At 66.9% G+C, this 19,589-nt stretch carries 16 protein-coding genes; 11 read left to right on the top strand and 5 right to left on the bottom strand.

Features of this window, described 5'->3' with window-relative positions; all coding sequences use genetic code 11:
- The first annotated feature begins 27 nt into the window (after window positions 1-27).
- The 3 genes from ACZ75I_RS15695 to tkt all read left to right on the top strand — a co-directional run bounded on the left by ACZ75I_RS15695 (window position 28) and on the right by tkt (window position 3,971).
- Window positions 28-1,347 (top strand): dicarboxylate/amino acid:cation symporter, encoded by a 1,320-nt coding sequence (locus ACZ75I_RS15695; protein WP_180867360.1) that lies wholly within the window; start codon window positions 28-30, stop codon window positions 1,345-1,347.
- 77 nt (window positions 1,348-1,424) lie between these two features.
- Complete coding sequence (locus ACZ75I_RS15690; protein ID WP_227837915.1) at window positions 1,425-1,847, top strand: hypothetical protein; 423 nt, start codon at window positions 1,425-1,427, stop codon at window positions 1,845-1,847.
- Window positions 1,848-1,973: 126 nt separating this feature from the next.
- Window positions 1,974-3,971 (top strand): transketolase, encoded by a 1,998-nt coding sequence (tkt, locus tag ACZ75I_RS15685; RefSeq protein ID WP_472958245.1) that lies wholly within the window; start codon window positions 1,974-1,976, stop codon window positions 3,969-3,971.
- Window positions 3,972-4,099: 128 nt separating this feature from the next.
- On the opposite strand, the gene ACZ75I_RS15680 is transcribed toward tkt, so the two are convergent.
- Both ACZ75I_RS15680 and ACZ75I_RS15675 read right to left on the bottom strand, forming a co-directional pair.
- Window positions 4,100-6,052: an acetyl-CoA hydrolase/transferase C-terminal domain-containing protein gene (locus tag ACZ75I_RS15680; RefSeq protein WP_472958244.1), complete on the bottom strand. Its 1,953-nt coding sequence runs from the start codon at window positions 6,050-6,052 to the stop codon at window positions 4,100-4,102.
- 34 nt (window positions 6,053-6,086) lie between these two features.
- Window positions 6,087-6,644: a flavin reductase family protein gene (locus ACZ75I_RS15675; protein ID WP_005418896.1), complete on the bottom strand. Its 558-nt coding sequence runs from the start codon at window positions 6,642-6,644 to the stop codon at window positions 6,087-6,089.
- Window positions 6,645-6,762: 118 nt separating this feature from the next.
- On the opposite strand from ACZ75I_RS15675, the gene ACZ75I_RS15670 reads away from it, so the two are divergent.
- From ACZ75I_RS15670 to ACZ75I_RS15660, 3 genes are read left to right on the top strand one after another with little or no spacing between them, the layout of a single operon-like run.
- Window positions 6,763-7,128, top strand: coding sequence for a BlaI/MecI/CopY family transcriptional regulator (locus tag ACZ75I_RS15670; protein WP_061479327.1), 366 nt, complete (start codon window positions 6,763-6,765; stop codon window positions 7,126-7,128).
- The gene (locus ACZ75I_RS15665) at window positions 7,121-8,323 is read left to right on the top strand and encodes a M56 family metallopeptidase (protein WP_472958243.1); all 1,203 of its coding nucleotides are present in this window, start codon (window positions 7,121-7,123) and stop codon (window positions 8,321-8,323) included. The genes ACZ75I_RS15670 and ACZ75I_RS15665 overlap by 8 nt, the downstream gene beginning before the upstream one ends.
- The gene (locus tag ACZ75I_RS15660) at window positions 8,320-8,904 is read left to right on the top strand and encodes a hypothetical protein (RefSeq protein ID WP_472958242.1); all 585 of its coding nucleotides are present in this window, start codon (window positions 8,320-8,322) and stop codon (window positions 8,902-8,904) included. Before ACZ75I_RS15665 ends, ACZ75I_RS15660 begins: the two co-directional genes overlap by 4 nt.
- A gap of 42 nt (window positions 8,905-8,946) precedes the next feature.
- On the opposite strand, the gene ACZ75I_RS15655 is transcribed toward ACZ75I_RS15660, so the two are convergent.
- The 3 genes from ACZ75I_RS15655 to ACZ75I_RS15645 form a co-directional block, all read right to left on the bottom strand.
- Window positions 8,947-9,747, bottom strand: coding sequence for an MBL fold metallo-hydrolase (locus ACZ75I_RS15655; protein ID WP_472958241.1), 801 nt, complete (start codon window positions 9,745-9,747; stop codon window positions 8,947-8,949).
- Window positions 9,748-9,758: 11 nt separating this feature from the next.
- Window positions 9,759-10,577 carry a S1/P1 nuclease gene (locus ACZ75I_RS15650; protein ID WP_472958240.1) on the bottom strand — a complete coding sequence of 273 codons (819 nt, stop codon included), beginning with the start codon at window positions 10,575-10,577 and terminating at the stop codon, window positions 9,759-9,761.
- A gap of 504 nt (window positions 10,578-11,081) precedes the next feature.
- A complete protein-coding gene (locus tag ACZ75I_RS15645) occupies window positions 11,082-11,711 on the bottom strand; it encodes an OmpW/AlkL family protein (RefSeq protein ID WP_472958239.1) in 630 nt (209 codons plus the stop codon).
- A 192-nt stretch (window positions 11,712-11,903) separates the two neighbouring features.
- Between ACZ75I_RS15645 and gap the strand changes: the two genes are divergently transcribed.
- From gap to ACZ75I_RS15620, 5 genes are all read left to right on the top strand, one after another.
- Window positions 11,904-12,908, top strand: coding sequence for a type I glyceraldehyde-3-phosphate dehydrogenase (gap, locus tag ACZ75I_RS15640; protein WP_005418885.1), 1,005 nt, complete (start codon window positions 11,904-11,906; stop codon window positions 12,906-12,908).
- Between the two features lie 125 nt (window positions 12,909-13,033).
- The gene (locus ACZ75I_RS15635) at window positions 13,034-15,703 is read left to right on the top strand and encodes a DUF2339 domain-containing protein (RefSeq protein WP_472958238.1); all 2,670 of its coding nucleotides are present in this window, start codon (window positions 13,034-13,036) and stop codon (window positions 15,701-15,703) included.
- A complete protein-coding gene (locus ACZ75I_RS15630; RefSeq protein WP_154351335.1) occupies window positions 15,700-17,076 on the top strand; it encodes a DUF3999 domain-containing protein in 1,377 nt (458 codons plus the stop codon). The genes ACZ75I_RS15635 and ACZ75I_RS15630 overlap by 4 nt, the downstream gene beginning before the upstream one ends.
- 596 nt (window positions 17,077-17,672) lie before the next feature.
- Window positions 17,673-18,848, top strand: coding sequence for a phosphoglycerate kinase (locus ACZ75I_RS15625; RefSeq protein WP_472958237.1), 1,176 nt, complete (start codon window positions 17,673-17,675; stop codon window positions 18,846-18,848).
- Window positions 18,845-19,498 carry an HAD hydrolase-like protein gene (locus ACZ75I_RS15620; RefSeq protein WP_472958236.1) on the top strand — a complete coding sequence of 218 codons (654 nt, stop codon included), beginning with the start codon at window positions 18,845-18,847 and terminating at the stop codon, window positions 19,496-19,498. Before ACZ75I_RS15625 ends, ACZ75I_RS15620 begins: the two co-directional genes overlap by 4 nt.
- Window positions 19,499-19,589 lie beyond the last annotated feature (91 nt).

The raw sequence follows: 19,589 nt of genomic DNA, 5'->3' as shown, positions 1-19,589 counted from the left end.
GCATTCATTTTTCGAGGAAACCCGCGTATGACAGCAGCTGCTGCCGACAAGAAGAAGTTGCCCCTGCATTGGAAGATGGGCATCGGCTTTGCGATCGGCCTGGTCCTGGGACTGATCGTGCACGCCCTGGGCGGCAGCGTCGATGGTCTGCAGGCCGGTGCCAAGTGGGTCATGGACTACGTCACCACCCCGGCGTCGGGCCTGTTCCTCAACCTGATCTTCATGCTGATCGTGCCGCTGATCTTCTCGGCGCTGATCATGGGCGTGTCGGAGATGGGCGACATCCGCGCCCTGGGCCGCATCGGCTGGAAGACCCTGGCCTATACCGTGCTGCTGTCCGGCATTGCCGTGGGCATCGGCCTGGTGCTGGTCAACCTGCTCAAGCCGGGTGTCGGCGTGGATCCGCAGGTCGCCGCGATGATGCTGTCGGAGAACGCCGAGCGCAGCAAGGAAATCGTCGCTGGCATCCATGGCACGCCGAAGGGCATGGACATGCTGCTGTCGATCGTGCCGAGCAATGTGCTGCAGGCCGCGTCGGACAATGGCGCGATCCTGTCGCTGATGTTCTTCGCGCTGATGTTCGGCATCGGCATGGTACTGACCGACAATGAGAAGGTCGCCCCGTTGCGCCGCGCCATCGAAGGCGTGTTCGAAATCTCGATGACCCTGATCAACCTGGTCATCCGCCTGGCCCCCTATGCAGTGGCCTGCTTCATGTTCAATCTGGCCGCGCTGTTCGGCTTCGAGCTGATCATCCGCCTGGGCGCGTACGTGGGCGTGGTGGTGCTGGCGCTCGGCCTGCACATGGTCGTGACCTACGGTACTGCCGTATGGCTGTCCGGCCGCTCGCCGCTGTCGTTCTTCCGCGATACCCAGGAAGCGACGGTGATGGCGTTCTCCACCGCCTCCAGCAACGCGACCCTGCCGACCGCACTGCGCGTGGCGGACCAGATGGGCCTGCCGCAGCGCGTGTCGCGCTTCGTGCTGACCGTGGGTGCCACCGCCAACCAGAACGGCACCGCCCTGTTCGAGGGCGTGACGGTGATCTTCCTGGCCCAGTTCTTCGGCGTGGACCTGAGCATTGGCCAGCAGATCATGGTGATGGCGGTCTGCATCCTCGGCGGCATCGGCACGGCGGGCGTGCCGTCGGGCTCGCTGCCGGTGGTGGCGATGATCTGCGCGATGGTCGGTGTGAACCCGCTGGGCATCGGCCTGATCCTGGGCGTGAACCACTTCCTGGACATGTGCCGTACCGCCCTGAACGTGACCGGCGACCTGGCCCTGACCACGTTGGTGGCCAAGGGCGAGTCCCATGACGGACCGGCGCTGGGCACGCCCCTCGATTGAACGCGCCCTGAATGCCATGGATACTATCCCGACGCATGGAAGGCGTCGGGATTGGCGCCGTGCGAAAGGGAGCAGAAATGAGGATTTCGTACGTGATGGTCGCCGCCCTGGGCCTGCTGGCTTTCGACGCCAGTGCCCAGAAGGCCTGTGAAACCAACTACACCAAGACCGGCAGCTTCTTCGCCGGGCGCACCTTCACCACCTGGGACGTGGTGCCCAACGTTACCCCGGCCGACGCTCTCAAGCGTATCCAGATCGAGGGCGTGAAGTCGGGCCTGAAGGTCGCCAGCGTGGACAAGGACCTGGGCATGCTGACCCTGGAACAGAACGTCCAGTTCAATGGTGGCCAGACCACCCTGCCGTGGAACGTGCTGGTTGAAGCCGAGGGCAAGGGTTCGAAGATCACCGTGACCAAGACCACCCCGGCCACCTACGCCACTGGCGAGGACTTCCAGAAGAAGTCGATGTGTGGCGTGATCGAGGCTGCCGCGCCCAAGTAAGGGGTTGGCGGGACCAGATCCCTTTCACTGGCAAGGGATCTGGTCCTACGCCTGAACCCGGCCCCGCGTCTGTGGGACAATAGGCCGCCCGCACGTCCGCGGCCGCCTCCCGATTCCGACAGAACCATGACGCAGCCTACCCGTCGCCAGTTGGCCAACGCCATCCGCTTCCTCGCCGCCGATGCGGTTGAAACCGCAAAGTCCGGCCACCCCGGCATGCCCATGGGCATGGCCGACATCGCCGAAGTCCTCTGGAACGACTACCTCCGCCATAACCCGAGCAACCCGCACTGGTTCAACCGCGACCGTTTCGTGCTGTCCAACGGCCACGGTTCGATGCTGCAGTACGCGCTGCTGCACCTGAGCGGTTACGACCTGCCGATCGAGCAGCTCAAGCTGTTCCGCCAGCTGGGCAGCCACACCGCAGGCCATCCGGAGCGCCACGAGACCCCGGGCGTGGAAACCACCACCGGCCCGCTGGGCCAGGGTTTCGCCAATGCCGTGGGCTTCGCCCTGGCCGAGAAGCTGCTGGCACAGCGCTTCAACCGCCCGGAGCTGGAAGTGGTCGACCACCGCACCTGGGTGTTCATGGGTGATGGCTGCCTGATGGAAGGCGTGTCGCACGAAGCGGCCTCGCTGGCCGGCACCTGGGGCCTGCACAAGCTGGTCTGCTTCTGGGACAACAATCACATCTCCATCGACGGCAACGTCGAGGGCTGGTTCACCGACAACACCCCGGAACGTTTCGAGGCCTATGGCTGGAACGTGGTTCGCGATGTTGACGGCCACGACCCGGAAAGCATCAAGGCCGGCATCGAGGCCGCGCTGTCGCAGAGCGACAAGCCGACCCTGATCTGCTGCCGCACCACCATCGGCTTCGGTTCGCCGAACAAGGCGGGCAAGGAATCCAGCCACGGTGCCCCGCTGGGCAAGGACGAGCTGGAAGCCACCCGCAAGCAGCTGGGCTGGGAATACGGCCCGTTCGAGATCCCGCAGGCGATCTACGACGGCTGGCGCGCCAATGGCGCCGGCACCCTGCGTCAGGCCGAGTGGGAACAGCTGTTCGACAAGTACGCCAGCCAGTATCCGGCAGAGGCGGCTGAGCTGACCCGCCGCTCGCACGGCGAGCTGCCAGCCGACTTCGTTGCCAAGGCCGATGCCTACATCGCCCAGGTGGCCGCTGAAGGCCCGACGATCGCCTCGCGCAAGGCCTCGCAGCTGGCCATCGAAGCCTATGCGCCGCTGCTGCCGGAAATCGTCGGTGGCTCGGCCGACCTGGCGCACTCCAACCTGACCCTGTGGAAGGGCAGCAGGTCGGTCGCCAGCGACGACGCCAACGCCAACTACGTGTACTACGGCGTGCGCGAGTTCGGCATGACCGCCATCGCCAATGGCCTGGCCCTGCACGGTGGCTTCATTCCGTTCGACGCCACCTTCCTGGTGTTCAGCGATTACGCCCGCAACGGCGTGCGCATGAGCGCGCTGATTCCGGCCCACGCCATCCACGTCTATACCCACGACTCGATCGGCCTGGGCGAAGACGGCCCGACCCACCAGCCGGTGGAGCACCTGGCCTCGCTGCGCTACATCCCGAACAACGACGTGTGGCGCCCGTGCGATGCGGTCGAGTCGGCGGTGAGCTGGAAGGCCGCGATCACCCGCCAGGACGGCCCGAGCTGCTTGGTGTTCAGCCGCCAGAACCTGCCGCACCAGCCGCGCAGCGCCGAGCAGATCGCCCAGATCGAGCGCGGCGGTTACGTGCTGGCCGATGCCGCCGGTACCCCGGACGTGATCCTGATCGCCACCGGTTCGGAAGTCTCGCTGGCTACCGAAGCCAAGGCCCAGCTGGATGCGGCCGGTATCAAGACCCGCGTGGTCTCGATGCCGTCCACCGACGTGTTCCTGCGCCAGGATGCGGCCTACCGTGAATCGGTGCTGCCGAACGCGGTGCGCAAGCGCGTGGCCGTGGAAGCTGGCGTCACCGGTTTCTGGCGCCAGTTCGTCGGCCTGGACGGTGCGGTGATCGGTATCGACACCTTCGGTGCCTCGGCCCCGGCCGACCAGCTGTACAAGTACTTCGGCATCACCACGGCGCACGTGGTGGAAGCGGCCAAGGCGCTGTAAGCAGCGACATGGAGTGATGAAGGAAAGGCCGGCGCAAGCCGGCCTTTCTCGTTGCCGGAAGAAAAAAGGGGACGGAGGGAATCAAGTCGTATGTGCACAAACGACTTGATTCCCTCCGTCCCCTTTTCTCAGGCGGTGCGTGCCAGTGCCAGGCGCAGCAGCCGCGCGTCCAGGCGTTCGGCGAAGTCTTTCGGTGCCTGCAGGCCCATGCGCTGCAGGTACACGGCATCGCCGTCGCCGGCCGGTTGCCGCAGCGCTGCCCAGACGGTGCGCAGCTTGTCGCTGCGGGTCTGCGTGTTGGCCTTCAGCCACGCCAGCGCTTTGACCAGCACCTGCTCGATCTCGTTGAAATCGCTGCCCAGCGGGTAGTCCGGCAGGCTGCCATCGGCGTGGAATGGTGCCAGTGCCGCCGCCAGCGCCTGGGGCGTGTTGCGCTGCAGGCGCTGCGGGTCGGGCTGGGATGCCGCCAGCAGCTTGCGCGAGGCCTGTGCCTGCTGCAGCAGATCGCCCTGGAAGGGCGCTTCGGTAATTGCGGTCATCGCATGCACGCAGTCCTCGTCGGTCAGCCCGCGCAGATCGGCGATGCCGTACTCGTTGAGGTAGATGTCACGCAGGTGGCGAGGGATGGTGGTGTGGCCGTAGTTCCAGCGCACGTTCGATTCCCGGCGGCCCTTGTCATCGCGTGCGGCACGGAACATCAGCACGCTGCGCGCTTCCGGCAGGGCATGTGCCATTGCCACGAAGTTGTACTGGCCGCCCACGCCGGACACCACGCGTCCATCGTCCAGCGCATCCGATACCGCCGCGCCGAGCGCGGTAGCCATCATGCAGGAATTGAAGAAACGCGCATGGCGGCGCTGCAGGCGCTCCAGTGCCTCGTTACCGCCATACAGCTGGTTGATCTCGCTGATGCGGCGCATGCCGATCGCACGGCATTCGTCTTCCGGCAGCGTGCGCAGCCACTCGTAGAACTCCGGCGAGCCCAGGTAGAACGCGCCATGCAGGTACTCGCCTTCCGCGGCGAGGGTGGCGTGGTCGATCGACAACGTGCTGCCATTCTCGATGCGCTGCATCAGCGCCAGGTCGTCGTGCACCTTGCGCCTGATCACCCCGGTCTGCACCAGGCGGCGGAAGCCTTCATTGAGCATCTCGCTGCAGCCGTACAGGCCCACCTCGAACGGATCCACACCGCCGATTTCCTGCACCAGCGGGTGGCTGGCCAGCTGCGGATCCAGCGCGTGCAGCACGCGGCGGTAGCGCGCGTTGTCGGTGTGGCGCAGCACCAGCGCATGGCTGAGGGCATCGGCCAGCGTGCCGATGCCGATCTGCAGGGTGCCGCCATCGCGTACCAGGGTGCTGGCATACAGGCCGATGGCGTAGTCGGCGTCGCCGACCGGCTGCCGCGGCAGCCCGAACAGCGCCGGGTACGGCGGAGGCGGAGTGATCACGAGATCGAAGAACGACACATCGACCGTCGCCGAGCCGCCCAGATAGGGCAGCTGCGGATCGATCTCGGCAATCAGCAAAGGGCGTGGCAGGCCACGCGCGGTCATCGCATCGAGCGTGTCCTGGGTGATGTCGTTGTTGCACGACAGCGAAAGCCGACGGTCATTCGGCCGCATCGCCACCTTCTGCACGATCACCTGCGGCGCGCGCTGCGCGACCGCGTCGGCGGCATGGGTGTAGTTCAGGCTGGTATAGCTGGATTGCGCCTGCCGCGAACCGAGCAGGGCGCCGGACTGCATGTAGAACTCTTCCACCTGCACGTGCGCTGGCAACGCGTCGCGCGCGATCGCATCGGCATAGGCCAGGCGCGGGAAATCGTCGCTGAAGTGGCGCTGCGCGAACGGCGCAAGGAAGCGTGCCTCCAGGCCGTTGCCACGCGCCTTCGGCGGGTTCAACGACAGCGCGGTATACAGCTGCAGCGGCCGTGAGGGATCGTGCTCGACGCGCGCATACAGGGCGTTGAGCAGCCGATGCGGCTTGCCCAGTGCCAGCGGTGCCCCGATCCGCAGCGGCCCGTCCACGCGCGCAAACAGCCAGTCGACGGCGGCGTCCAGGTCGGTGAGGTGTTCGGTCATGCGCGGCGGTCCTGCGTGTGGGGGAGTGCGGGCATTACAGCATGTCGGGCTTGAACCGCCGTCGACGCGAGACTTCTGCGCCGGACACCATGAACTGCCCATCGCCGCGGTAATGCACCGTGCGCGGCAGTTTCGGCCGGGGCGCAACATGGGCGCGCACGATCTCCCAGATGAACAGATTGCTCGACGCCACCTGGCTGTCGTCGTACAAGCGGCATTCGAAGTTCGAGTGGCACTGCCCGACCAGCGGCGCGCCGACCTCGCGCGCGGGCAGCGCATCGAGCCCGAAACGGGCGAACTTGTCGACCTCGCGGCCGCTGCAGTTGCCGATGTCCACCACGGTATCGAGCAGTTCCACGCCGGGTACGTTGATCACGCACTCGCCACTGCCGACGGCCAGTGCATGGCTGTGGTTTTCATTCCACAGGTAGGTGGCGACCAGCGACGGCGAGAAGCCCATCACCATGTGCCAGCCCATCGTCATCAGGTTGTGCTGGCCGCGCCAGGCGGTGCTGACCAGCACGATCGGGCCGGGTTCGAGGAAGCGGCGGGCCTGCTCGACCGGGAATTCCTTCTTGGGAAGCGCTTTCATCCGAGGCCTCGGCTGGGAGGGCTCGATGCTGGCGCAAAGCCGATGAATCTGGAGTCGAGGGGCTTGACAGCCGGTTCGATTACGCGCGTAATCGATCTGTCGATTACGGATGTAAATCATGACCCCGATCAGCGAAGCCGAAGCCGTTGTGATGGAGGTGCTGTGGCATCAGGCACCGCGTAGTGCCGACGAAGTGGTCGCCGCGCTGGCCCACCGTGACTGGGCCGAGCCGACCATCAAGACCCTGCTCAACCGCCTGCTGACCAAGGGCGCGATCGCCGCCGAGCGCGATGGACGGCGCTATCTGTATCGCCCGCTGTTGCAGCGCCAGGCCTGGGTGGAGGCGCAGAGCCAGGACTTCATCGGCCGTGTCTTCGAAGGGCGCGTGGCGCCGCTGGTGGCGCACTTCAGCGAGCGCGGCCAGCTGAGCGCACAGGACATCGCCGAACTGAAGAAGCTGATCCAGGAGCTGGACCATGACTGAGCTGCTCGGTGGACTGTGGCAGGCCAGCGTGTGGCTGGCCATGGGGGTGATCCTGCTGGCCGTGCTGCGACCGCTGCTGGTGTGGGTGGGGGGCGCTGGACTGGCTTATCGCAGCTGGTGGTTGTTGCCGATGCTGCTGGTGACCTTGCTGCTGCCGTTGCCGCAGGCTGCGCTGTTGCAGCACGTGCCGACAGTGCCGCTGAAAGTCGAGCCAGGGGCGGTGGACGAACTGGCAGGGCCGTCGCTGCCATGGGCACCGCTGTTGCTGCTGGCATGGGCGCTGGGCATGGGCATCTGCCTGCTGCGCGACCTGCGCGCACAGCGTCGTTTCGAACGGCGCATGGGCCCGCTGAAGCCGCGCGCCGATGGCAGCTGGCAGGCCAGTAGTGATCCAGGCCTGCCAGCACTGGTTGGCCTGTGGCGGCCGCGAATCGTGGTTGGCCCGGACTTCGATCAACAGTTCAGCGCACAGGAACAGGGGCTGATCCTGCAGCACGAGCGCAGCCACCGTCGCAATGGCGATCACTGGGCCAACGGCGCGTTGCTGCTGGCGCGCGCGGTGTTCTGGTTCCACCCGCTGCTGTCCTGGGCCGCACGCCGCTTCCTGCGCGACCAGGAACTGGCCTGCGATGCCCGTACCATCGCCGCGCAGCCTACGCTGCGCGGCCTTTATGCCGGCACGCTGCTGAAGGCGCAGCTGGTCCACCCGGTTGCGCCAGCGGTCTGCCATTGGCGCAGCCAACCCGTGTTGAAGGAGCGTATCGCCATGTTGAAGCAGTCCAAGCGGAAGGCATTGCCGTGGGTATCGGGGCAGGTGCTGGTCGTCGGGTTGTGCCTGGGAATGGGCGCAGTAGCGTGGGCCAGCCAGGGCGGTGCGATGGCCGGCCGCCCGGCAGCGGCGGTCACGGATCGGGAGATCCAGGTCGTCAAGATGCCACCGCCCTCCTATCCCAGGTCCGCGTTCGAGCAACGCCAGGTGGGCGTGGTGAACCTGCGCGTGGAAGTGGACGCCAGCGGCTATCCCGCTGATGTCAGGGTGCTTGGTGCCACCAATCCAGGCGTGTTCGAAGCGGTGTCGATCGCCGCAGCGCGCAGCTGGACCTATCGGCCGGCGATGAAGAACGGCAAGCCGGTGGCAGGCGCAGTGAAGATTCCGATCACGTTCGCCATGGACGACACCGAGGACGCGAAGTGAAGTGTGCGCCGCTGTTGCTGACGGCGGCGCTGTTGGCCGGATGCGCGAGCCAGGAGCGGCTGACCACGGTGCACTCCCGCAGCGAGAATGTCGGCCACCAGCGACTGCAGCCGCAGGCGGACGGTGGCAGTGGGCAGCTGCGGGCGTATTCGCTGGGTGCGACCGAAGGCTACCGGATGCCGCAGTTGTACGCGGCACCGGACCCGGAGGTCGGCGATCGTGACCCGCGTGCGGAACTGGCGCCGACCACGATCTGCCTGCAGGTGGTGGTTGATGCCAACGGCGTCGTCGAGCGCAGCCTGCCATTGACCGATCGCCCGGAGTGCGCGGCAGGTGCTGCGGGCGAGAATGCGCCCCTGCTGCAGGCCGCGCAGGAGGCCGTGGCGATGTGGAAGTACTCGTCCGCAGCGGTCTGCCACTTCGCGGCTGGCAAGGTGCCTGCCGACCGCGGCGACTGTCGCGGCGCCGAGCGCGTCGAGCCGGTGGCGGTCACCCTGCAGTACGCCTTCACCTTCGAGATCGTGAAGGGCCAGCACGTGGTGCGTACGCAGGGAAATGAACGTTTGTGGCCCGTGATGTAAACCGGGAACGCCGGGCTGCCCCGGCGTGCGCAGACACGAGCGTCAGGCTCCGCCCTGGATGTTGGCCTTCACCGCCGGCTGCATCAGCTTCGGTTCTTCCAGCGTGGCATCGCGGGCCTGGCGCACGCTGACGAACTCCGCCTCGGCCACGCCATCGTGCACGTGGATGTTGTGCGCGCGCTGTTCGCCGACGGTGGTTTCGTTGGCGAAGTCGCGGCCGCCCGGGCCGTAGTCGTGGCAGACGAACACGCGGGTGGCATCGGGCAGGACCAGCAGGCGCTGGATCGAGCGGTACAGCTGCGCGGCATCACCACCCGGGAAATCGCAGCGTGCGGTGCCGCCGTCGGGCATGAACAGCGAGTCACCGGTGAACAGCGCATCGCCGATCAGGTAGGCGATGCTGTCGCTGGTGTGGCCGGGCACGGCGATCACCTGTCCTTGCAGCTCGCCAATGGCAAAGGTTTCGCCGTCGCTGAACAGGTGATCGAAGATCTCATCGGCGGCCGGAAGCTGCAGGCCATAGCGCGGCGCGAACGTGGCCTGCACCGCGCGGATGCCTTCACCGATGGCCAGCGTGGCGTGCGGGAAGCGCTGCTTGAGCCGGCGCCCGGCCGACACATGGTCCGCATGGGCATGGGTTTCCAGCAGCCAGCGCAGCTGAAGGTCCTGCTGTTCGATGGCCTGCAATGCCCCGCGCAGCGGTGATTCGCTGCTGGCGTCGGTGTCCGGGTCGTAGTCCAGGACCGGGTCGATCAGCGCCGCCTCACCGCTGGCCGGATCGCTGACCAGGTAGCTGAAGGTATTGCTGTCACGGTGGAAGAACGACTGCACCTGGACCGGCATCGGAATTCTCCTCAGCGCGTGCCTAGCACGCGATTCAGCAACTGCGCCAGGTTTTCACCGGCCAGTCGCAGCTGCGCTTCGGCCAGCGGCCGGTAGCGCTCGGTGTATTCGTCACCGATTTTATGCGACGCCGGATAAACGCCAGCTTGCATGGAGATGCGGCAGCTGGCTTCGGCCCAGGCCTGCGGGTCGCGCTGCGGGTTGGACTGGCGCGCCAGCTTTGGCGCGCGCTGGCCCTGCAGCACCGGCAGGTAGCCGGCATCGTCCAGCTTGCGGGTGTTGAGCATGCCGTTGTCCCACAGCGAGTGCAGGTTGGTACCGCGGTTGCCGAACTGCAGCTGGAAATCGTTGCCGCCCTTGTCGTGGGCGTAACCTGCGTGCATCGGCTGGTGGATATCGCCGACCAGGTGCACGACGAACTTCAGTGCCTGCAGGCGCTCGCCATCGGTCAGGCTGCGATCACCGAGGATGGCGCTCTGTGCCTTCAGGGCCTCGACGATGCAGTTGCCGTTTTTGCAGTGCTTCGGTGCTTCGTAGTGGCAGTCGTCTTCGGCGATGTTGACGTAGTGCCAGCCCGCCGAGCGACGGCCCAGACCCGGGTCCTTGGCGCGCAGCTGGTCGGCCCAGGGCGCGATGCTGGCCAGGGTGGCGTCCGCTTCGGTGGCCAGCAGGCGGTCCACTTCGGCGCGGGCGGCGGGGTTGAGGCGGGCGTCGGCGACTTCGGCAACCAGGCGGTGGCCTTGCGCGCCCCAGGCATGGGCGGGGGCGGAGACGGACAGCAGGGCCGGCGCCAGGGCGGCGGCGAGGAACAGGGAGTGCAGGGCTTTCATGCACACATTCTAGCGGGGTAGGTGGATTGAAGAGCGGCGCGTTCCTGTCTGCTGTGGGCTGGCTGCAGGGGCAGGCGCTGCGGGACACGCTGCAAGTACGTCCCTGTAAGCTCGGCCGCGGCTTGCCCGTGTGCGCTGTCCTGCGCACACGGCAAGACCGGGGTTGGGCGTCCTGCCCAACCCGCCCGAAGCATGCCTCGGGCCCATGCCGCGGACGGTCCCGCAGCGCCTGCCCCTGCAGCCCCATCCAACATGGCCGCGGAGGCGGATGCAAACGTCAAAGGCAACATCAAGAACAAATGCAGGATCAAAATCCGCCTTTTGCAATTGCAGGCAACCATTACGCCTCGGATGTACAGGCTCTGCTCCCCGCCTCGCCCCAGCTCCGGAATCGCTTCAGTCTCAGGCACAAAAAAGCCCCGGCAATCACCGGGGCAACATGCTGCGAGGGTTTCTGCGTGCAGCGGGGGAGCGGGGGCGAAGCCCCCGCAATCAACACGCCGCTTAGAACTTGAAGACGTAGGACGCGCCGTAGACCAGCGGATCGATGTTGACGGTGCCGATCTTCTCGCCGTTCAACTTCACCTTGCTGTCGATGTCGATCCAGCGCATGTCCACGCGCAGGGCGCCCTTCTCGCCGATTGCGAAGTCGACGCCCGCATGCGCGGCCAGGCCCCACGAATCCTGCAGCTTCAGCTTGCTGCCGGCCAATGCACCGGTGGTGTCTTCGCTGAAGAAGGTGGTGTAGTTCACGCCCGCGCCGATGAACGGCGACACCTTGCCCTTGCTGTTGAAGTGGTACTGCACGGTCACCACCGGCGGCAGCTGCTTGGTGCTGCCGACGCGGCCCAGGCCGTTGATGTTGATGTCGTGCTTGAACGGCAGTGCGGCCAGCACTTCGATGCCCAGGTTGTCAGCGATGAAGTACTCGCCGGTGATGGTCGGCTTGACGTCGTTGTCGACGTCGACCTTCAGGGTGCCGCCGGCCAGCCAGCCGTTGTTCGACTTCGGCGCCACCTGGTGCACGCCGGCCGAAACGGTCCAGTCGCCCTTGGACTGGGCCATGGCCGGGGCGGCGGCGAGGGACAGGGCGGCGGCCAGGCTGGCCACGATCAGGGGGGAGGTCTTGCGCATGGGGGTGTTCTCGTTGCTGGGTGGATGGCGACAGTCTCGGCCTCACGCCGCGCTAACGCTTTGATCCGGATCAAATCCTGTCCGCCGACCTGCTGGCGGCCCGGCCTGGCCCACGGTGGCCAGCCCCGGCCTGCTAGACTTGTGGGCCCTATCCATCCCGCCGCACCCGTCGCGGCTGCAGGAGCTTGAGAAATGGCAATCAAGGTTGGTATCAACGGTTTCGGTCGCATCGGGCGTAACGTCCTGCGCTCGGCGGTGCTGAACTTCGGCGACGACATCGAAATCGTGGCCATCAACGATCTGCTGGAGCCGGATTACCTGGCCTACATGCTCAAGTACGACTCCGTGCACGGCCGCTTCAAGGCCGATGTGGCGGTGCAGGGCAACGACCTGCTGGTCAACGGCAAGAAGATCCGCCTGACCCAGGAACGCGACCCGGCCAACCTGAAGTGGGACGAAGTCGGCGCCGACGTGGTGCTGGAAGCCACCGGCCTGTTCCTGACCAAGGAAACCGCGCAGAAGCACATCGATGCCGGCGCCAGGAAGGTCATCATGTCGGCCCCGTCGAAGGACGACACGCCGATGTTCGTGTTCGGCGTGAACGACAAGACCTATGCTGGCCAGGCAATCATCTCCAACGCCTCGTGCACCACCAACTGCCTGGCCCCGCTGGCCAAGGTCATCAACGACAAGTGGGGCATCAAGCGTGGCCTGATGACCACCGTGCATGCGGCCACCGCCACGCAGAAGACCGTCGATGGCCCGTCCAACAAGGACTGGCGCGGTGGCCGTGGCATCCTGGAAAACATCATTCCCTCGTCCACCGGTGCGGCCAAGGCCGTCGGCGTGGTCATCCCGGAACTGAACAAGAAGCTGACCGGCATGAGCTTCCGCGTCCCGACCTCGGACGTGTCGGTGGTCGACCTGACCGTCGAGCTGGAGAAGGAAGCCACCTACGCCGAGATCTGCGCTGAAGTGAAGGCACAGAGCGAAGGCGCGCTGAAGGGCATCCTGGGCTACACCGAAGACAAGGTGGTGGCCACCGATTTCCGCGGCGAGACCTGCACCTCGGTGTTCGACGCCGACGCCGGTATCGCCCTGGACGGCACCTTCGTCAAGCTGGTGACCTGGTACGACAACGAGTGGGGCTACTCCAACAAGTGCCTGGAAATGGCCAAGGTCATCGCCGCCAAGTAAGGCCGGTGTGGATCGAAGACGGACCCCGGCCTGGCCGGGGTTCGTCGTTTATGGGCCCCACCCTGTCGTAGCATGGGGCGGTCGACCGCCGCCGCTGGGGCGCGGGATCGCATTGGAAGCACGCAATGGAAGCACTGATAGCCCTGGTCGTACTGGTTCTTCTGGCCATCCCGCTGTTGCTGGTGGTCGCGCTGGTGATGATTGCCGGCCTGCGCCGCCGCGTCGCTGCGCTGGAAAGCGCGATGGCCGCCGCGCCGGCCGCCGTCAGGCCGGCCGCCACCGCACCCGCGCCTGAACGGCCTGTGGCCGCACCTGCTGCCAGCGCCGATCCACCGTTCCTGCGGCCGGCCGCCGCTGCTGTGCCTCAGCCCCCGCAGCCACCGGTGCGCGAAGCAACGCCCACCGGGGTGCCTGTCCCCCGTCCTGCTGCGCCACCGCCGGTGCCACCGGTGCCGGTGCAGCCGCCGCTGCCTTCCGAACCGGCACTGCCCAATGTCATCGAGCGTGGCATCGGTGCGGTCAAGCGCTGGTTCACCGAAGGCAACGTGCCGGTCAAGATCGGCATGCTGGTGCTGCTGGCCGGTGTCGCTGCGCTGCTGAAGTACGTCAGCGACCAGGGCTGGCTGGTGCTGCCGATCGAACTGCGCCTGGCCGGCGTCACCGTGGCTGCGCTGGGCCTGCTGGCCTTCGGCTGGCACCAGCGCGAACGCCGGCGGCTGTTTGCGCTGGCGCTGCAGGGCGGTGCCATCGGCGTACTGCTGCTGACCATCTTCGCGGCGTTCAAGCGCTTCGACCTGATTCCGCCGGCCTTTGCCTTTGCCAGTTCGATCGCACTGGTGGCCGGGCTGTGCGTGCTGGCGGTGGTGCAGAACTCGCGCACGCTGGCCGTACTGGGCATCCTGGCCGGCTTCATGGCACCGCTGTGGTTGTCCACCGGCAGTGGCAACCACGTGGGGCTGTTCAGCTACTACGCCGTGCTCAACGCGGGCATCTTCGCCATCGCCTGGTTCCGGCCATGGCGCGCGCTGAACCTGCTCGGTTTCGCCTTCACCTTCGGCATTGGCACCTTCTGGGGCGTGCTGCAGTACGCGCCGGACAAGTTCAGCAGCACCGAGCCGTTCCTGGCGCTGTTCTTTGTGTTCTACCTGCTGATACCGCTGCTGTACGCGCGTCGCCAGCCGGCCGGCCGCCGTGACCTGATCGATGGCAGCCTGGTGTTCGGCACGCCGCTGGTCGCGTTCTCGCTGCAGGCAGGCATGCTGCACGCGCAACCGATGACGCTGGCACTGTGCGCGCTGGGCCTGGCGGCGATCTACGCGGTATTGGCCCGGGCGCTGATCGCACGTGCGTCGTACACCATGCTGGCGCAGTCGCATGCGGTGCTCGCGGTGGGGTTTGCCACGCTGGCGGTGCCGCTGGCATTGTCGGCGCGCGCCACCGGCGCCGTGTTTGCACTGGAAGGTGCTGGCCTGGCGTGGTTGGGGCTGCGCCAGAAGCGCTGGCTGCCGCAGGTCTCCGGCGCGTTGCTGCAGATCGGCGCCGCATTCGCATTCGTTGCCGGTGGCGATCACTGGCACGAAGACCTGCGCTTCCTGATCAACCCGACCGCCATTGGCGCGCTGCTGCTGGCCCTGGCCGGCTTCGCGTCGGCGTGGAGCTACCAGCGCAGGCCGCGTCATGAGGTCGCACTGGTGTATTACCTGTGGGGCCTGCTGTGGTGGCTGGGCGGCCTGGTCCATGAGATCACCCGCTTCTTCCCGTACCGCACCGAAGTGGACGCGTTGCTGGTGCTGGCCGCGGTCACTGCCTGGCTGGCGGCCGAAGCGCAGTGTCGCCAGCCGGCGCGTGCGCTGGGCGTTACTGCGCTGGCCATGCTCGCGCTGGGCTTCCCACTGGCCCTGATGCAGAGCGATGCACACCACCAGCCGTTCGCTGGTCATGGCGCGCTGGCCTGGGCGGTGTTCGCGGTGCTGGGCGTGCGGACCCTGCTGTGCCTGCGCCAGGGCGGCGATACCGTGGCCCGCATCGCGCAGTTCCTGTGGTGGCTGCTGTGGCCGTCGCTGCTTTCGCTGCTGGCCTTGTGGGGTGGTGGCGAGGCCGGCCTGGCGCAGGGTTGGACGACCCTGCTGGTGACCTTGCCGTGGCTGCTGATGGCGGCGCTGTCGCTGTGGCGCTGGAACGCATTGCGCTGGCCGCTGGGCGCGGCCTTCGACAGCGTGCGCGTCCCGCTGCAGTGCGTGCTGTTCGGCCTGCTGGCGATCGGCTGGCTGTTCGGCCAGCTGCTGCCGGGCGACGCCGCACCGCTGCTGTGGCTGCCGGTGCTGAATCCGGCGGAGATCGGCCAGTGGCTGAGCTTGTTGCTGCTGGCGCGCTGGCTGTACGGCAGTGAGGCACCGCAGGCATTGCTGAACATCCGCATGCCGCTGCTGGCATTGGCGGCCTTCCTCGCGTTGACCAGCCTGGTGCTGCATGGCGTACACCAATGGGGTGGACTGGCGTGGAATGCGTCGATGATGCGCTTCAGCCTGGCGCAGACCAGCCTGACCGTGTTGTGGAGCGTGCTGGGTGTGATTGCCTGGGTGTGGGGTTCGCGTCGCAGCCAGCGTGTGTTGTGGATGGTCGGTGCCGTGCTGATGGGCGTGGTGCTGGCCAAGCTGGTTATTGTCGATCGCCAGCACCTGGGCAACCTGCTGGGCATCGCATCGTTCATCGCCTACGGCCTGCTGTGCACGGTAGTGGGTTATCTGGCACCGGCACCGCCAAGCGCGGCGCCGACCGTGGAGGAAACGCAATGAGGAAGTGGAGCAGGGCGCTGCTGCCGGCGATGTTCGGCATGCTGGCCGCCGTCGTGGTACAGGCGGCTGATTACCGCACGCAGTATGCCGAGCAATGGCCGCTTACATTGTCCAGTGCGCAGTCCGGTGCCTACCGTATCGTGCTGGAGCCGGCGATCTACCGCCGTGCCGTAACCGCCGATCTCAGCGATCTGCAGGTGTTCAACGCGGCCAGCCAGTTGTTGCCGTCGGCACTGCTGGCGCCGGACCAGCCGCTGGCGCAGTCGCCGGTGCAGCGTGAACTGCCGTGGTTCGTGCTGCCGCCGCTGGCCGATGCCCAGCGCAACGACCTGCAGCTGCTGACCGAGCGCGATACCGATGGGCGCGTGCGCCGGGTCGAAGCGCGGGTGGGTGGCGGGGCAGCGGCGAGCGGGCAGGGCGGCTGGCTGATCGACGCCAGCATGCTCGACCAGCAGCCGCTGGCGGCACTGGTGCTGGACTGGACCGACAGCGGCCAGCCGCTGCAGGCGCAGGTGCAGCTGGATGCCAGTGACGACCTGCAGCACTGGCGATCGATTGGCCGCGACGTGCCGCTGGTGGATCTGCAGCGCGCCGGCAAGCGCCTGCTGCAGCGCCGCCTGCAGGTGGACGGCGCTGCACGCTACCTGCGCATCCTGGCGCAGGGCGACTCGCGCCTGCCGACCCTGCGCGGCGTACTGGCGGAACTGCCGCCAGCACCGGCCACGCTGCCTTGGGAATGGCTGTCGCTGGAGCCGACGTCGAGGGGCAAGGGCGAGTACACCTTCGAGATGGATGGCCGGTTCCCGGTGGCGCGTGCCGATGTGGCCAGCACCGATAACAGCCTCGTGCAATGGACGCTGTTCAGCCGCGATGACGAGAGTGCGGAATGGCAACGTCGCAGCGCGCCGTGGATCGCCTATCAGGTGCAGCAGGGCACGCAGGGCCAGCGCCAGCAGTCGGCGGCACAGCCGCTGGGCGGGGTGCACCGCGACCGCTACTGGAAACTGGTGGCGAATCCGGCGGAAACCGCCACCGCGCCGACACTGCGGTTGGGCTACCAGCCGGAAGTGCTGGTGTTCCTGAGCCAGGGTGCGGCGCCCTACGCACTGGCGGTGGGCAGCGCGACCGCGCGCCGCACGGACGCGCCGATCGGGGTGCTGATCGAGGAACTTCGGCAGCGCAACGATCCTTCGTGGCAGCCGACACTGGCGCGCCTGGAAGGCAGCCCGGAGCCGCTGGCCGGCGATGCAGCACTGAAGCCGCAGCGCGATTGGAAATCGTGGTTGCTATGGGCGTTGCTGGGCCTGGGCGTACTGGTGGTGGGTGGCCTGGCGCTCAGCCTGCTTCGGCAGAAGCCTGCGCCTTCGGAATAGGTTCCAGCGAACGGCGCAGCCCCTCGTGGGTGGGCGGTTGGTCGCGTAAAGCAAAAGCAAAAGCAGCGCTTGGCCGGGCGGGGCGGGTTCGCGGGGGACGCCGCAAGTACGTCCTTGTAGGCTTGGCAGCCGCATCCATGCGGCTGACACCCTCGCGAACCCACCCCGCCCGGCCTCTGACAATTTCCGTGTGCGTCCACCCACGGAAAGAAAAAAAGAAGAGCAAAAGCTGCTTGGCAGGGCGCTCTTTGTAGAGCCGAGCCCATGCTCGGCTGCTGTTCGCGATAGACCCAGCCGAGCACGGGCTCGGCTCTACATTTTTCTCCGGCACCAGAAACCGCTCTTGCCCTTTGCCATCTGCATCACCTCAGGTGCCTGTCGAGGCCGGGGCGGTGTGGGCTGACACCCCTGCCAGCCCACACCACCCCGGCCCACTCACAGCACCACGAAGCGCCAGCGCTTTGGCCGTTGCCGTTGCTGTTGCATTTGCCCTGCGCCTCTGCCTGCCGCAGGCATCGGCCCTCCCACCAGCCGCACCCGATACAATGGCCGTCTGCCGCAGACCGGCATCCCGTCCCCGAGCCAAAGAGTTGCCCATGTCCATTGTCCGCATGACCGACCTCGACCTCTCCGGCAAGCGCGTGCTGATCCGCCAGGATCTGAACGTGCCGATCGAGAATGGCCGCATCACCTCCGAACAGCGCATCACCGCTTCGCTGCCGACGCTCAAGCGCGCGCTGGAGCAGGGCGCGGCGGTGATGGTCACCTCGCACCTGGGGCGCCCGAAGGAAGGCGTGTGGAGCGAGGCCGATTCGCTGGCACCGGTCGCCCAGCGCCTGTCCGAGCTGCTGGGCCGCGAAGTTCCGCTGGTGCGCGACTGGGTCGACGGCGTCGACGTGCAGCCGGGCCAGCTGGTGCTGCTGGAAAACTGCCGCATGAACGTCGGCGAGGGCAAGGACGACGAGGCCCTGTCGAAGAAGTACGCCGCCCTGTGCGACGTGTTCGTGATGGATGCCTTCGGTACCGCGCACCGTGCGCAGGCTTCCACCCATGGTGTCATCCGCTTCGCACCGGTCGCGGCCGGTGGCCCGCTGCTGATGGCCGAGCTGGACGCGCTGGCGCAGGCGCTGGATGCACCGGCCAAGCCGCTGTTGGCCATCGTCGCCGGCAGCAAGGTCAGCACCAAGCTGGAGTTGCTGGCCAATCTGGTTGGCAAGGTCGACCAGCTGATCGTCGGTGGCGGCATCGCCAACACCTTCATCGCCGCAGCTGGCTACAACGTCGGCAAGTCCCTGTACGAGCCGGACCTGCTGGACACCGCGAAGAAGATCGTGGCCGATGCCAAGGCACGCGGCGCCGACATTCCGCTGCCGGTTGACGTGGTCACCGCCAAGCAGTTCCTGCCCGACGCTGCCGCAGAAGTGAAGGCGGTCGATGCCGTTGCCGAAGACGACCTGATCCTGGACATCGGCCCGCAGACCGCCGCGCAGTACACGCAGCTGATCGAGAAGGCCGGCACCGTGGTCTGGAACGGCCCGGTCGGCGTGTTCGAGTTCGAAGCCTTCAGCAAGGGCACCGAAGCGCTGGCCCGCGCGATCGCCGGCTCGAAGGCGTTCTCCATCGCCGGCGGTGGCGATACCCTGGCCGCGGTCGACAAGTTCGATATCGCCGGCGACGTCAGCTACATCTCCACTGGTGGTGGTGCGTTCCTGGAATTCCTGGAAGGCAAGACCCTGCCGGCTGTCGCCGCACTCGACGCGCGCGGCGCATGAGTGCCGAGCGCGGCAAGGATGTGCTGTTCTTCGATCTCGACGGCACGCTGATCGATTCGCAGGTGGGCATCACCGCCTGCATCGCCTATGCGCTGCAGAAGATGGACCATCCGGTGCCGCCGCAGGAAACCCTGCTGGGCTGGATCGGTCCGTCGCTGCGCACCACCTTCGCGCCGTTGTTCGTCGAACCGGCGCGGGTGGAACAGGCGGTGGGCTACTACCGGGAGCGCTTCGACGTCGAAGGCTGGCGCGAGCACACGGTGTACCCGAAGGTGGAAGGCACGCTGCGCACGCTGCATGGCCGTGGACACCGGCTGGCGGTGGTCACCGCCAAGAACGAGCCGCACGCGCGCCGCATCCTCGCCCACCTGCCGTTCGGTGGGCTGTTCGAGGAGATCGTCGGTTCAACCCTGGATGGCTCGCGCAGCCACAAGCCGGAACTGGTCGGCGAGGCACTGCGCCGGCTGCAGGTGCAGCCGGCACAGTGCTGGATGATCGGCGACCGGCGCATGGACATCGAAGGCGCGCGCCACCATGGCCTGCGCAGTGTCGGCGTGCTGTGGGGCTTTGGCGGAGAGGCGGAATTGACGGAAGCCGGTGCCAGTCAGCTGGCACGTGAGCCGGCGCAGCTGGAAACGCTGCTGGCCTAGCTTCCTGTAGAGCCGAGCCCATGCTCGGCCCCACAGAACCGCCCCTGCGCCAGCGTATGTCCGGACGATGTCCGCTTCATGACCCGCGAAG

It is taken from the genome of Stenotrophomonas sp. X, from assembly GCF_055721025.1.
This window is presented reverse-complemented; position numbering and strand designations above follow the sequence as displayed.